This is a genomic window from Pseudomonas sp. FSL W5-0203 (assembly GCF_001896155.1).
GTDB classification, from domain to species: domain Bacteria; phylum Pseudomonadota; class Gammaproteobacteria; order Pseudomonadales; family Pseudomonadaceae; genus Aquipseudomonas; species Aquipseudomonas paracarnis.
Genome location: NZ_MPOR01000071.1, coordinates 1 through 12628 on the forward strand (window position 1 = coordinate 1; position 12628 = coordinate 12628).

Annotated in this window: 11 protein-coding genes; 6 read left to right on the top strand and 5 right to left on the bottom strand. The window is 59.5% G+C overall.

Annotation, left to right across the window (positions count from 1 at the left end; all coding sequences use genetic code 11):
- Nucleotides 1-219 precede the first annotated feature (219 nt).
- Nucleotides 220-1326, top strand: coding sequence for a cell division protein ZapE (zapE, locus tag BOP96_RS28585; RefSeq protein ID WP_058410957.1), 1107 nt, complete (start codon nt 220-222; stop codon nt 1324-1326).
- 165 nt (nt 1327-1491) lie between these two features.
- Nucleotides 1492-1983, top strand: a complete 492-nt coding sequence (locus tag BOP96_RS28590) for a GNAT family N-acetyltransferase (RefSeq protein ID WP_014718751.1) — start codon at nt 1492-1494, stop codon at nt 1981-1983.
- 101 nt (nt 1984-2084) lie between these two features.
- On the opposite strand, the gene BOP96_RS28595 is transcribed toward BOP96_RS28590, so the two are convergent.
- The 4 genes from BOP96_RS28595 to BOP96_RS30220 form a co-directional block, all read right to left on the bottom strand.
- Complete coding sequence (locus tag BOP96_RS28595; protein WP_014718750.1) at nt 2085-2297, bottom strand: hypothetical protein; 213 nt, start codon at nt 2295-2297, stop codon at nt 2085-2087.
- 141 nt (nt 2298-2438) lie between these two features.
- Nucleotides 2439-4676 carry a TonB-dependent siderophore receptor gene (locus tag BOP96_RS28600; RefSeq protein WP_073454677.1) on the bottom strand — a complete coding sequence of 746 codons (2238 nt, stop codon included), beginning with the start codon at nt 4674-4676 and terminating at the stop codon, nt 2439-2441.
- 128 nt (nt 4677-4804) lie between these two features.
- A complete protein-coding gene (locus tag BOP96_RS28605) occupies nt 4805-6547 on the bottom strand; it encodes a phosphoethanolamine transferase CptA (protein ID WP_003190879.1) in 1743 nt (580 codons plus the stop codon).
- A 157-nt stretch (nt 6548-6704) separates the two neighbouring features.
- The gene (locus tag BOP96_RS30220; protein WP_196492057.1) at nt 6705-6881 is read right to left on the bottom strand and encodes a DUF6026 family protein; all 177 of its coding nucleotides are present in this window, start codon (nt 6879-6881) and stop codon (nt 6705-6707) included.
- 259 nt (nt 6882-7140) lie between these two features.
- Here BOP96_RS30220 and gnd point away from each other — a divergent pair, with 259 nt between their 5' ends.
- The 3 genes from gnd to BOP96_RS28620 are packed head-to-tail and all read left to right on the top strand — an operon-like array spanning nt 7141 to nt 10465.
- Entirely contained in the window at nt 7141-8124 is a 984-nt protein-coding gene (gnd, locus tag BOP96_RS28610) for a phosphogluconate dehydrogenase (NAD(+)-dependent, decarboxylating) (protein WP_019817573.1), read from the top strand.
- Nucleotides 8121-9644: a glucose-6-phosphate dehydrogenase gene (zwf, locus tag BOP96_RS28615; protein WP_073454678.1), complete on the top strand. Its 1524-nt coding sequence runs from the start codon at nt 8121-8123 to the stop codon at nt 9642-9644. Before gnd ends, zwf begins: the two co-directional genes overlap by 4 nt.
- A complete protein-coding gene (locus BOP96_RS28620) occupies nt 9641-10465 on the top strand; it encodes a Cof-type HAD-IIB family hydrolase (RefSeq protein ID WP_032901660.1) in 825 nt (274 codons plus the stop codon). Before zwf ends, BOP96_RS28620 begins: the two co-directional genes overlap by 4 nt.
- A gap of 67 nt (nt 10466-10532) precedes the next feature.
- On the opposite strand, the gene BOP96_RS28625 is transcribed toward BOP96_RS28620, so the two are convergent.
- The gene (locus BOP96_RS28625; RefSeq protein ID WP_014718744.1) at nt 10533-10793 is read right to left on the bottom strand and encodes a hypothetical protein; all 261 of its coding nucleotides are present in this window, start codon (nt 10791-10793) and stop codon (nt 10533-10535) included.
- A gap of 344 nt (nt 10794-11137) precedes the next feature.
- On the opposite strand from BOP96_RS28625, the gene BOP96_RS28630 reads away from it, so the two are divergent.
- Nucleotides 11138-12460, top strand: coding sequence for a sigma-54 dependent transcriptional regulator (locus BOP96_RS28630; protein WP_014718743.1), 1323 nt, complete (start codon nt 11138-11140; stop codon nt 12458-12460).
- The last annotated feature ends 168 nt before the right edge of the window (nt 12461-12628 follow it).

Genomic DNA, 12628 nt, shown 5'->3' on the forward strand with positions numbered 1-12628 from the left:
CCGCCACGCGCCATCCATGGCGCGGGGCGGCTAAACCGGCATCCCTGCCGGTTTACCCCCCAAATCCCTGTCGAATTACGGCCAGCGTGGTTTAACGGGGCGCTTAAGATCAAAAGCAGATCAAGAGCAAGATCAAGAGCGGCTCGCTTCGCATCGTGGTTACCGTTGGCAGGCAAGATTTCGCGCCTCGACAGCTCTGCGTCCGTCATACTGGCAAGCATGACTTTCGACTCGCCTCTCGCCGCTTATCAACATGCAATCGCCCAACCAGGTTTCGTCGCCGACGATGCCCAGCGCCGGGCGGTACAAGCCTTGCAAGCCTGTCACGAGGCCTTGCATCAAGGGCGTTCGTCGATTGCCGGCGTTTACCTCTGGGGGCCGGTGGGGCGTGGCAAGACCTGGTTGATGGACCAGTTCTACCAAAGCCTGCGCGTGCCTGCGCGGCGTCAGCATTTTCACCACTTCATGGCCTGGGTCCACCAGCGTTTATTCCAGCTTACGGGCACCCAGGACCCCTTGCAGGCGTTGGCCAGGGAGCTGAGCCAGGCGGTGCGTGTGCTGTGCTTCGATGAGCTGTTTGTGAATGACATCGGGGACGCGATCATTCTCGGTCGCCTGTTCCAGGTGATGTTCGAGGAGGGTGTGGTGATGGTGTGCACGTCCAACCAGCCGCCCGACCAGCTGTATGCCGATGGCTTCAACCGTGAGCGTTTCCTGCCGGGCATCGATGCGCTCAAGCAGCATATGCAGGTGGTGGCCGTGGACGGTGGCGAGGATCATCGCTTGCATCCCGGCGTGGGCATGCAGCGTTATTGGGTGAATCAACCCGAGGCACTGGCGGCGGTGTTCCGACAATTGAGCCAAGGCCAAGCCGTGAACAGTGTGGCGGTAAGCGTAGGGCACCGCACCATCATGACGGTGCAGGCCAGTGATACCGTGCTTTGGTGTCGCTATGCCGACCTGTGTGAGCAACCCCTGGCCGCCATGGATTTCATGCTGGTGTGTGATCGCTTCCACGCCATTCTGCTGGGAGACGTCCCTAACCTCAGTGCACAAATACGCCCGGGTCGAATTGCCCGTGGCACCGAAGATGGCGCCGAGCGCGTGGTGGCCGGGGATCGAGAGTTGCCGCAGTTGTCGGTGCACGATGACAGCGTGCGACGTTTTATCGCGTTAGTGGACGAATGCTACGACCGCAAAGTGCCACTCTTTATCGACGCCGCGGTGCCGTTGCACAGCCTGTACACCGAAGGCTACCTGGAGTTTCCTTTCCGCCGCACCCTGAGCCGTCTGCAAGAGATGCAGCTGCAACGCTTCGCCACATAGGAAAAATCGCTGTACCAAAGCTCATTGCACGCTTTGATGCGCGCAACCTTCGCACTTTCTGTCAGCTATTTGTCGCTTATCTCCTTCATCTACTGCCGACTCCACGCTTACAATCGCACCTCTCAAAGGGAACCGATTCCCTGGTTGTCGCTATCGAGGAAGGACATGGACACCCCAGACATCCTGGTGCTGCAAGCCAGCTATACCAACGCCGTGCACGCCGACGCCATTGGCCTGCTGCTCAACTCTTACGCTGAAGACCCGATGGGCGGCGGCCACAGCCTGCCAGCCGATCTCTTGCAGCAACTGCCAGCCGAACTGGCCAAGCGCCCACACGCGTTCAGTGTGCTGGCGTTCGTCGGGGGGGAGCCAGCGGGGTTGGTCAATTGCTTCGAAGGCTTTTCGACCTTCGCCTGCCGGCCCTTGGTCAACGTCCACGACGTGATGGTGAAGGAGCAATTTCGGGGTTTGGGGTTGAGTCAGAAGATGCTGCAAAAGGTCGAGGAAATCGCCCGGCAGCGCGGTTGCTGCAAGATCACCCTCGAAGTGCTGGAAGGTAATGCCCTGGCGCAGTCGGCATACCGCAAGTTCGGGTTTGACGACTCAGTGTTTGATCCCGCCCATGGGCGAATGCTGTTCTGGCATAAGCCGTTGTAATAAATAACCGGCAAAAAAAGGGCGCCATTAAAGGGCGCCCAATAAACCTTTGCCAACGGAGCAGAATGGCGCAGGGTGCTACGGATTAAGTAAGCATTAACTCAGCTGTTCGGTTGTGCCTGATCAACAGTCTCAGACTTAACCGATTTGCCATCGGCGCTGGCAACTTGTTGCTCAGCCTTGCCGTGGGTTTTTTCCTGAATGAAGCTGAAGTTGTTGTAGAACTCCTTGGAGCGCTCTGCGCCGCCCTCTGCAAAGGCGGCGGCGGAGGTCAGGGTCATCAGGCTGGCCAGTATCAAGGTCGACATTTTCATCGCGGTATTCCCATTAAAAGTGATAGGTGTCCGGTCGCTCCGTGATCAGATCATGGAGCGACTATGGCGCTATCTTATTAAGTGGGAATTAACGGGAGATGCCGTTGAAGTTAACAGTTTTGTTAACTTCAACGGGCGGGGCTATAACTTCCAATCCAATGCCAGCGTGACGGAACGCGGCTCACCCCAATACACGCCGTTATAAAAACCAACGCGCTCGTAGTATTTCTTATCAAAGAGGTTATTCACATTGACCGACGCCGAAACCTGTTCGTCGAACTGGTAGCGCGACATCAGGTTGACCACGGTATAGCCCTGTTGCGTGATCTTCGCCCGGGTGGTTATCGGCCGGCCTTCGCTGTTGCGCTGCCCGGTCGGGCGGTTGCTGAAGTCGTAGGTTTCGCTCTGCCAGTTCACTGCGCCGCCCACCGTCAGGTTGCGCCAGGCGCCCGGAAGGCGATAGGCGCTGGAGATCTTCACCAGGTTCAAGGGTTGGCTGGTGTTATTGCGTTTGTCCGAGCCATTGACTGAATGGGTGTAGGTGTAGCCGGCGGTCAGGTTCCAGTCCGGCGTGATTTCACCGGCGGCTTCCAGCTCGAAGCCGTTGACCTTGTTACCTTTGCCGCCGGATCTGTAGTACTCCTCGCCCGTGACCGGGTTGGGCGGGACTGAGTCATCCCGCTCGGCGACGTTGTCCTGGGTACTCCAGAAGTACTCGGCGGCCAGATTCAAGCGCTCGTTCAGCACGCTGCCCTTGAGGCCCACTTCGTAGTTACTGCCGACCACGGGCTCCAGGTACTTCTTGTCGGCATCACGGTAGTCCTGGGGTTTGAAGATGTCGGTATAGCTGGCGTAGACGGTGTACTGCGGCGTGATGTCGTAGAGCAGGCCGGCGTAAGGCGTCCACATATCATTGTGGGTCTGACTGGTTTTGCCCGAAGCGGTCAGTTGGTCGTTGGCATCGTATTTGGGCTCTGCGCTTTCCAGCTCCCAACTGCCGTAACGGCTGCCCAGTACGGCGTGCAAGCGGTCTGTGAGGCTCAGCCTTGTGGCCAGGTAACCGGCTTTCTGTTGTTTCTTGCTGTGCTCACCCTTCAGGTCGGTCACCTGGTCGGTGAACTTGCCGATGCCGCCCATGTGCTTCCAGTCCTGGATGGGGTAGTAGCTGGCTGGCAGGTCGCTGCGCATGAAGGGAGAGACATCCCGTTGGGCGGCTTCGCCATAGCCCATCATCAGCGCGTGTTCGCGGCCCACCAGCGTGTAGCTGCCGGCCAGGTTGAGGTCGATGGCCTCCATGCGCGAGGTGCCGCGCATATGGCTGGCCCAGGCCGTCATGCCGCTGCGGTCGGGGTTGGGGAAACCGGCGCCGCCGTAATACACCTTGCCATCGGTGTCGCTCTGGCGATGGGTATAGGCGGCCTTCAGGTGCCAGTCGCCGCCGAGCCGATGGTCGAGGGTGGCGAAGGTGGTCTTGTCGGTCAGCGGCCAGGAACTCCAGTGCGCCGCCATGTTGGTGGAGCGGGGCAGCCTGGCCTTGCCGCCCTGGCTGTTCCAGTAGGGCACGGTGCCCCAGGAGGTGCCTTGTACCTGTTTGTCCTGGTAATCAAAGCCGACGGCCAGCACGGTATCGTCGGAAAGATCGCCCTCGAGAATGCCGTAGCCCACTGCCCGCTGCAGCCCATAGTTGTCACGAAAGGACTGGCTGTCACGGTAAGCCAGCACGCTACGCCCGCGCAGTTTGCCGTCGAACGCCAGCGGGCCGCCGACGTCGACGTAGCTGTAGTAGTTGTCATGGCTGGCGCCACTGATGCCGGTCTTGGCCTGCCAGTGGGCGGTAGGGCGCTTGCGCACCATGTTTACGGTGGCCGAAGGGTCGCCTGCGCCCGTGGTCAGGCCCGTCGCGCCGCGCACTACTTCGATGCGGTCGTAGATGATGGTGTCGGCGTCGGTCTTCATGTAGCCGAAAGTGTTGAGCATCCCGTCAACCTGGAAGTTGCTGATGCCATAGCCTCGGGCGGAGTAGTAGACACGATCGGAGTCGTAATGCTGAACGTTGACGCCCGTGGTCTGGCGCAACACATCCGTCAGGGTGTTGAGATTGAAGTCGTCCATCTGCTGGCGTGTGACCACCGAGATCGATTGCGGGGTTTCCTTGACGGAGAGGTTCAGCCGCGTGGCGGTGCTCATCGAGCCAGTAGTGTAGGCGCCGGTGTGCTCGGTGGTGGCGCCCAGGTTGTCGGCGCTGATGGTGGTCGCGCCCAGTTCCAGGGCCTTGGCGGGGGCTGTATCGGGGTCGGTGTCGGCCAGCGAATCCGGGCTCAGCGCCAGGCTGAACAGGCCGAGGGTGAAGGTCATGGAACGGGTGAAGGGCGCGAACATCACTGCAGACTCCTTGTCGTCTTGGATACCTCCCCAAGCAGGGAGGGCTTGGTTCAAAGACGAAAGGAGCTGCGGAACTTTAGGGTTAAACGAGAATGATTATTATCTTTCTGTTACAAGCCCCTGGCTTATTTGGCCACCACTTCGGCGCCGTCGGCCTTCTTGGGCTTGATCAGGCTGAAGTCGATCAGCGCCTTCTGCTTGGTCTCGTAAGGGTTGCCGATCAACAGGGGGCGTGGCTTGAAGCTGTCGCTTACCAGGCTCTTGCTGTGGTCCAGCTCATCGAAACTCAAGCCTGCCATGTCGGCCCAGGTGTGGATCAACTGCGAACTGCTGTAAGGCCGTTGCAAGTCGCCGGCGAAGCTCCAGTCGTGGCTTTCGCGCCATTTTGGCGAGGCGTAGGCCATGAACGGGATGGTGTACATCGGTGCGGTCGGCTTGCCTTCGTTACGGCCCAAGGTGTCGTGGCCGGCGGAGTCGAACACGTCTTCGCCGTGATCCGACAGGTACAGCAAAAAGCCGTTGGGGTCGGTCTTGGCGTAGTCCTTGATCAGGCTGGAGACCACAAAGTCGTTGTACAGCACCGCGTTGTCATAGCTGTTGTAGGTCGGCAACTGCGCATCGCTGACACCCGCCGGCACGCCCTGGCGGTCGGTGAACTTGTCGAAGGTCGGCGGGTAGCGGTACTGGTAGCTCATGTGGGTGCCCAGCAGGTGCACCACGATGAACTTGCGTTCGGCGGTATCGGCCAGGGCCTTGGAAAACGGCGCCAGTACATCGCCGTCGTACTGACGGGCGTTCTGGTTGCGGTTGTTGTTGAGGTACACCTGCTCGTCGGCCTGTTCGGAAAAGGTCGTGAGCATGGTGTTGCGTTTGGTCATGGTCTGCTGATTGGTGATCCAGAAGGTCTTGTAGCCGGCCTGTTTCATCACGCTGACAATCGACGGTGTCTTGAGGTACAGGTCTGGGTTTTCTTCGTCAGCGAAGGTCAGCACCTGTTGCAGCGCTTCAATGGTGTAGGGGCGCGGGGTGATGACGTTATCGAACACGGCCAGTTGGTCGCGCAGCTTGTCCAGTTCCGGCGTGGTGTTGCGCGGGTAGCCGTAGAGGCTCATGCGCTGGCGGTTGGTCGACTCGCCGATGACCAAGACAAGTGTGGACGGCTGGCCGGCCATGCTGTCCTTGAGGTTGTTCAAGGGCGGGATCTTGCTTGCACTGGTGAGCATGCCTTGCATGTTATCCAGCTGCTCGGTGTAGCGACGGTAGGCGACGATCATCTGCCAAGGCACGGCAGGCTCGATGCGGGTTTCGAAACGGTCGATGGCCAATTCCATGGTTTCGCTGGTGGCGATCTGCTTGACCAGTGGGTAGCCCACCACCGCCAGGACGATGGCAATGGCTGCCACGATCGACTGACCGCGCGGCAGGTACACCGGGCGCAAGCGTGTCCACAGGAAGATGGCGAAGGCGGTGTGGGCAATGAACGCCAGCACGATCCACCAGGCAAAGTATTGGGTGGCGTATTCGCCGGCTTCAGAGATGTTCGACTCGAACATGATGAAGATGACGCTCTGGGAAAATTCCTGCTGATAAATGAAGAAATAACCCAGGCTCGCCATGGAGCAAGCCCACAGCACCACGCCGATCAAGGCGGCGAGCAGGCGTGTACGACGCGGGAACAGCAACATCGGCGCCAGCCACAGCGCACTCATGAAGAAGGCCTGGCGGAAGCCACTGAAGCCGGAGGTGCCGGTCAGTTGGATAAGAAGTTGGGTAATACCCGAGAAATACCAGAAAAACAGGAATAACCAGCCAAGGCCGGCCCAATCAAAGCCTTTCGCAGTCGTCGTGCTGCGTTTGAACATCGCCATCCAGCGCCCCATCAGAGAAAGATTGTCGCGCACAGGCGCGCAACATCGGGCCGCCCAGGAAGTGAGCGGCATCGCGGAACGGGAGTATCAAGAGGGGAATGTGAAAACTTTGTGAGTTTTCTGTAGGTATTGCCTTACAACGCGTTCGGCCCGGCTTTCAGCACAGGGCTGGCTTGGCATCCGACGGTTGATCGAGCTGGGCTTGAAGGTGCAAGCGCAGGCGCAGGACTTCCTGTTGCAACTGATCGCGCTCGTCTTTCAACTGGCGCAGTTCATCGCGACGGAGGGTGACGTAGAGGGTCTGTGGCGGACGGGTCATCTGTGCTGTGCTCATTGCTTACCTCGCAAATAGCCGGTAGATCGCGGTGCCAAAACAGGTTTTTGGCAACAGTCGGAAGCAAGTTTGAATTCTTTTTCGCAGCAAGGGAACTTTTTTATTTTTGGCGGTCGTGTGACTTTTGCCGGGGTGATGGTGAAACGATGGCCACTTTTTTGTCATGAAACTACACGGATCCGCTCTGGACTAACCCTCATTAGCCTCATTGCGCTATAAACTATGTCACACATTTTTTAGAAGTTAGGAGCATCAGCACATGCAACTGGGGATTATCGGACTAGGCCGCATGGGCGGTAACATTGCGCGGCGCCTGATGCTCAATGGGCATACCACCGTTGTATACGACCGTAACGAAGCCTTCGTCAAAGCCTTGAGCGAGGAGGGCGCCACCGGCGTCGCCGACTTGAAAGCACTGGTGGCCGGCCTGCAAAAGCCCCGTGCTGTCTGGGTCATGTTGCCGGCGGGCGCGCCCACCGAAGACACCATCAACGCACTGAGCGAACTGCTGGAAGACGGCGATGTGATCATCGACGGCGGCAACACCAACTACAAGGACGACGTGCGTCGCGGCAAAGCCCTGGCTGAAAAGGGCCTGCACTATGTAGACGTGGGCACCTCGGGCGGCGTCTGGGGCCTGGAACGTGGCTACTGCATGATGATCGGTGGTGACACCGAGACCGTGAATCGCCTCGACCCGATCTTCAAAAGCCTGGCGCCGGGCCTGGGTAACATCCCGCGCACCAAGGACCGTTCGGCCTCTGCCGACCCACGTGCCGAGCAGGGCTACATTCACGCCGGCCCAGCGGGTTCGGGGCACTTCGTCAAGATGATCCACAACGGCATCGAGTACGGGATGATGCAGGCGTTTGCCGAAGGTTTTGACATCCTCAAGACCAAGAACTCGGAAAACCTGCCGGAAGACCAGCGCTTTGACCTCAACGTCGGCGACATCGCCGAAGTCTGGCGTCGTGGCAGCGTGGTGTCGTCCTGGTTGCTGGACCTGACCGCCGATGCCCTGGCCACCGACCCCAAACTTGACGGCTACTCGGGCTCCGTGGCCGACAGCGGTGAAGGTCGTTGGACCATCGAAGCAGCCATGGAGCAGGCGGTGCCGGTTCCGGTGTTGTCGACCTCGCTGTTCGCGCGTTTCCGTTCCCGCCAGCAGAGCACCTACGGTGACAAAATGCTGTCTGCCATGCGCTTCGGCTTTGGTGGCCATGTGGAGACTTCCAAAAAATGACCGTCAACGGCAAGAAACCCAAGGCCGAACCTGCTCCACCCACCACATTGTTTCTGTTTGGCGCCCATGGCGACCTGGTCAAGCGCCTGCTCATGCCGGCGCTGTACAACCTGAGCCGCGATGGGTTGCTGGGCGATGGCCTGCGTATTGTCGGCGTTGATCACAACGCCATCAGCGACGCGGACTTTGCCAAGAAACTTGAGGACTTCATTCGTACCGAAGCCTCCAGCAAGGTCAGGGGCAATGCCGAGAACGCCCTCGACCCCGCGTTGTGGGCACAATTGGCCAAGGGCATCAGCTACGTCGAGGGCGATTTCCTCGACGACAGCACCTATGCCGATATCGCCAGCAAGATCGCTGACAGCGGCACCGCCAATGCGGTGTTCTACCTGGCCACCGCTCCGCGCTTTTTCAGTGAAGTGGTGCAGCGCCTGGGCAGCGCTGGCTTGTTGAATGAAACGGACGATGGCTTTCGGCGCGTGGTGATCGAGAAGCCGTTCGGCTCCGACCTGGCCACCGCCGAGGCGCTCAACGCCTGCCTGCTCAAGGTGATGAGCGAGAAGCAGATCTACCGCATCGACCATTACCTGGGCAAGGAGACGGTGCAGAACATCCTGGTCAGCCGTTTCTCCAACGTGCTGTTCGAAGCGTTCTGGAACAACCACTACATCGATCACGTGCAAATCACTGCCGCTGAAACCGTCGGCGTTGAAACCCGGGGCAACTTCTTCGAGAAGACCGGCACACTGCGGGACATGGTGCCCAACCACCTATTCCAGCTGCTGGCGATGGTCGCCATGGAACCGCCGGCCGCCTTTGGTGCCGATGCGGTGCGGGGTGAGAAGGCCAAAGTGGTCGGTGCCATCCGCCCCTGGTCGCTGGAAGATGCGCGGTCCAACTCCGTGCGCGGCCAATACACCGCCGGAGAAATCGCCGGCAAGCCATTACCCGGCTATCGCGAAGAAGCCAACGTCGCGCCGGACAGCAGCACCGAGACGTTCGTCGCGCTCAAAGTGATGATTGATAACTGGCGTTGGGTCGGTGTGCCGTTTTACCTGCGCACCGGCAAGCGCATGAGCATCCGCGACACCGAGATCGTGATCTGCTTCAAGCAGGCGCCTTATGCGCAATTTCGCGATACCGAAGTCGATGAACTCAAGCCCACTTACCTGAAAATCCAGATCCAGCCGAACGAAGGCATGTGGTTCGACCTGTTGGCCAAGCAGCCTGGGCCGACCCTGGAAATGGCCAATATCGAATTGGGCTTTGACTACAAGGACTTCTTCGAGATGCAACCGTCGACGGGTTACGAAACCCTGATCTACGACTGCATGACCGGCGACCAGACCTTGTTCCAGCGTGCCGACAACATCGAGAACGGCTGGCGTGCGGTGCAGCCGTTCCTGGATGCATGGAAGGAAGATGACGGTATCCAGGCTTACAAGGCTGGTGAGGATGGCCCAGCAGCGGCCGATGCCTTGCTGGCCCGCGATGGCCGCGCTTGGCATAGCCTCGGATGAGTGACGCGACGATTCATCCCATCCGGTTTGTCCTCAGTGATGTGGACGGGACGCTATTGCATCCCGACCACAGCCTCAGCCAACGCACCGCCGATGCCATTCGCGCCATGCGCGAGGCCGGGGTGCTTTTCAGCCTGGCCAGCGGGCGTCCGCCCAAAGCCATGCGGCATTTGATCGAGACCTTTGGCATCGATGTGCCGGTGGCTGGCTTTAATGGCGGTACGTTGGTCAACCCGGATGGCAGCATCCTGGTTGCTCACCATCTGCCGGCGGAAGCGGCGCTGATCACCCTGGCCCTGTTTTCGGCCGAGCCGGACGTGGAAGTCTGGGTGTTTGCCGATGGCGACTGGCTGCGCCGTGATCCGCCCGGGCCCATGGTGCAGCGCGAAGCCGACGGCTTGGGCTATGGGCCGGTGGTGGTGGAGAGTTTCGAGCCTTACCTGGACCGGGTCGACAAGATCGTCGCCGCCAGCAACAACACCCAGTTGCTGGTGGAGCTGGAGGCGCAATTGCAGCCGAAAGTGCAGGGGTTGGCCCAGGTATCGCGTTCGCAGCCGGTGTATCTGGACGTGACCGCGATGCTGGCCAACAAAGGCGAAGCCTTGAAAACCCTGGCCGAGCACCTGGGCGTGCCGCTTGCGCAAACGGCTGCGATTGGTGACGGTGGCAATGACCCGGCGATGTTTCATGTGGCGGGATTGTCGATTGCCATGGGTCAGGCCGAAGAAACCGTCAAGCGCCAGGCCAATGTGGTGACCGGCAGCAATGTCGAGGACGGCGCTGCCGAGGCGTTCGAACGGTTTATTCTCGCGGCACGCTAAGTAACTGACGTTTTAGTGCGCAACTTCCAGCCGATGTTTGGCGTTGGCTGGAAGTTGCCGCATTGCATTACTTCGGCATTGCCCAGGACTGCAACTGGTGGCCATCTTTATCGAGCTCGGCGCGGGCCTGTAACAACAGGTTTTCAAGTTGAGCCGGGTCGGTATACGCAGTGCAGGACAGCTGTTTGCTGCCGATGCGGGTGTTGGTACGGTCGATGACGCTCAGGCTGAGGGCGCCGACGCCATCGTGCCAGGCCACGCACTGAAAGGGCTGGAAAGCACGGTCTGCAATCAAAAGAGCTTCGTTGATGCGCAGCGGAGCGTTCATTTGGGTCTTCTCTCTGTATGCCCATTCAAGTGAGTACCGGCGGTTGGGCTGACCGTGCGGTGGGTTACTTGTACTGATGCACGATGGTGGCGTGCGGGTCACATGCTAGGGCAAGAAAATTTAACTTTTCCTGATTGGCGTCATGTAAGCGGCTGTTTTGAAAGCGCCATAAGCGTTTCACTGGCGAGCAACTTTCGGCGTGCTACGAAACAAGCATGGCTTTTTGCCCGCACTTATAGCGAAAGGGTACAAGGAAAGCGTCAAGATCTTGCTAGGGTTACCAACAGTCGCCACAAACTGTTGTTTCTAAATAACTTTAACAATCTTGGCGCCAAGGAATAGTCATGATTGCGACACCCGCCCAACGCCGCTTATTGGTGGTCGACCCCTGTGACGATTGCCACGGGTTATTACCCGGTTTACGCACCGCCGGCTGGGAAGTAGACAGCTGTGCCTTGGAGGCGGTGGGGGAGCGCTCCTGCGATGTGGGCCTGCTGCGCTTGCAGCGGGATCACCTGGAGCGCCCCGAAGCGGTCAAGGAGTTGATTGGTCGCAGCGGCACCGAGTGGATCGCCGTGCTCAGCCAGGATGTACTGCGTTTGCAGAACGTCGGCGATTTTGTCTGCGAATGGTTTTTCGACTTCCATACCTTACCCTTCGATGTGTCCCGGGTACAGGTGACCCTGGGTCGCGCGTTCGGCATGGCGCGCCTGCGTGGCAAGGGCTACGCGCCGGTGGATGAGCCCCATGAATTGCTGGGCGAGAGCCGCCCCATTCGTGAGCTGCGCAAATTGTTGTCCAAGTTGGCGCCGACTGAATCCCCGGTGTTGATCCGCGGTGACAGTGGCACGGGCAAAGAGTTGGTGGCCAAGACCCTGCACCGCCAATCCCAGCGGCATGCCAAGCCGTTTGTCGCGATCAATTGTGGCGCTATTCCTGAACACCTGATCCAGTCCGAGCTGTTCGGTCACGAAAAAGGCGCGTTTACCGGCGCCCATCAGCGCAAGATCGGGCGTATTGAAGCGGCCAACGGCGGCACCCTGTTCCTCGATGAAATCGGCGATCTGCCGATGGAGCTGCAAGCCAACTTGTTGCGCTTTCTTCAGGAAAAACACATCGAACGCGTTGGCGGCAGCCAGCCGATCCCGGTGGATGTACGGGTGTTGGCCGCCACTCACGTCAACCTTGAGGCTGCGGTAGAGAAGGGCGCCTTTCGCGAAGACTTGTATTACCGCCTGAATGTGCTGCAAGTGGTCACCGCGCCGTTGCGCGAACGCCATGGTGACGTGGCGATGCTGGCCAACCACTTTTCACGTTTTTACAGCCAGGAAACCGGACGGCGCCCGCGCAGTTTCAGCGAAGAGGCCTTGGTGGCGATGGGGCAACACCCGTGGCCGGGCAATGTGCGTGAACTGGCCAACCGCGTGCGGCGTGGCCTGGTACTGGCCGAAGGGCGGCAGATCGAAGCGGCTGACCTGGGGCTGCAAGGCCAGCAAGCCATGTCGGCGCCGATGGCGACATTGGAAGACTACAAACACCGTGCCGAACGTCAGGCGTTGTGCGATGTGCTCAACCGGCACAGCGACAACCTAAGTGTCGCGGCCCGTGTACTGGGGATTTCCCGGCCGACGTTCTACCGGTTGCTGCATAAACACCAGATCCGCTAGGGCGGGTAAACCCAATGTGGGAGCTGGCTTGCCTGCGAAAGCGGTAGTGCAGTCACAGATGCGGCAACTGACACACCGCCATCGCGGGCAAGCCCGCTCCCACAGGGGATTTGTGTCAGGCGCTGATTCTGTGGGCAATGCATGGCGAATGTGGGAGCTGGCTTGCCT

Bases quoted from the DNA above. Each gene is read 5' to 3' on its own strand.
- zapE (WP_058410957.1), top strand. From the start codon at position 220: ATGACTTTCGACTCGCCTCTCGCCGCTTATCAACATGCAATCGCCCAA.
- BOP96_RS28590 (WP_014718751.1), top strand. From the start codon at position 1,492: ATGGACACCCCAGACATCCTGGTGCTGCAAGCCAGCTATACCAACGCC.
- BOP96_RS28595 (WP_014718750.1), bottom strand. From the start codon at position 2,297: ATGAAAATGTCGACCTTGATACTGGCCAGCCTGATGACCCTGACCTCC.
- BOP96_RS28600 (WP_073454677.1), bottom strand. From the start codon at position 4,676: ATGTTCGCGCCCTTCACCCGTTCCATGACCTTCACCCTCGGCCTGTTC.
- BOP96_RS28605 (WP_003190879.1), bottom strand. From the start codon at position 6,547: ATGGCGATGTTCAAACGCAGCACGACGACTGCGAAAGGCTTTGATTGG.
- BOP96_RS30220 (WP_196492057.1), bottom strand. From the start codon at position 6,881: ATGAGCACAGCACAGATGACCCGTCCGCCACAGACCCTCTACGTCACC.
- gnd (WP_019817573.1), top strand. From the start codon at position 7,141: ATGCAACTGGGGATTATCGGACTAGGCCGCATGGGCGGTAACATTGCG.
- zwf (WP_073454678.1), top strand. From the start codon at position 8,121: ATGACCGTCAACGGCAAGAAACCCAAGGCCGAACCTGCTCCACCCACC.
- BOP96_RS28620 (WP_032901660.1), top strand. From the start codon at position 9,641: ATGAGTGACGCGACGATTCATCCCATCCGGTTTGTCCTCAGTGATGTG.
- BOP96_RS28625 (WP_014718744.1), bottom strand. From the start codon at position 10,793: ATGAACGCTCCGCTGCGCATCAACGAAGCTCTTTTGATTGCAGACCGT.
- BOP96_RS28630 (WP_014718743.1), top strand. From the start codon at position 11,138: ATGATTGCGACACCCGCCCAACGCCGCTTATTGGTGGTCGACCCCTGT.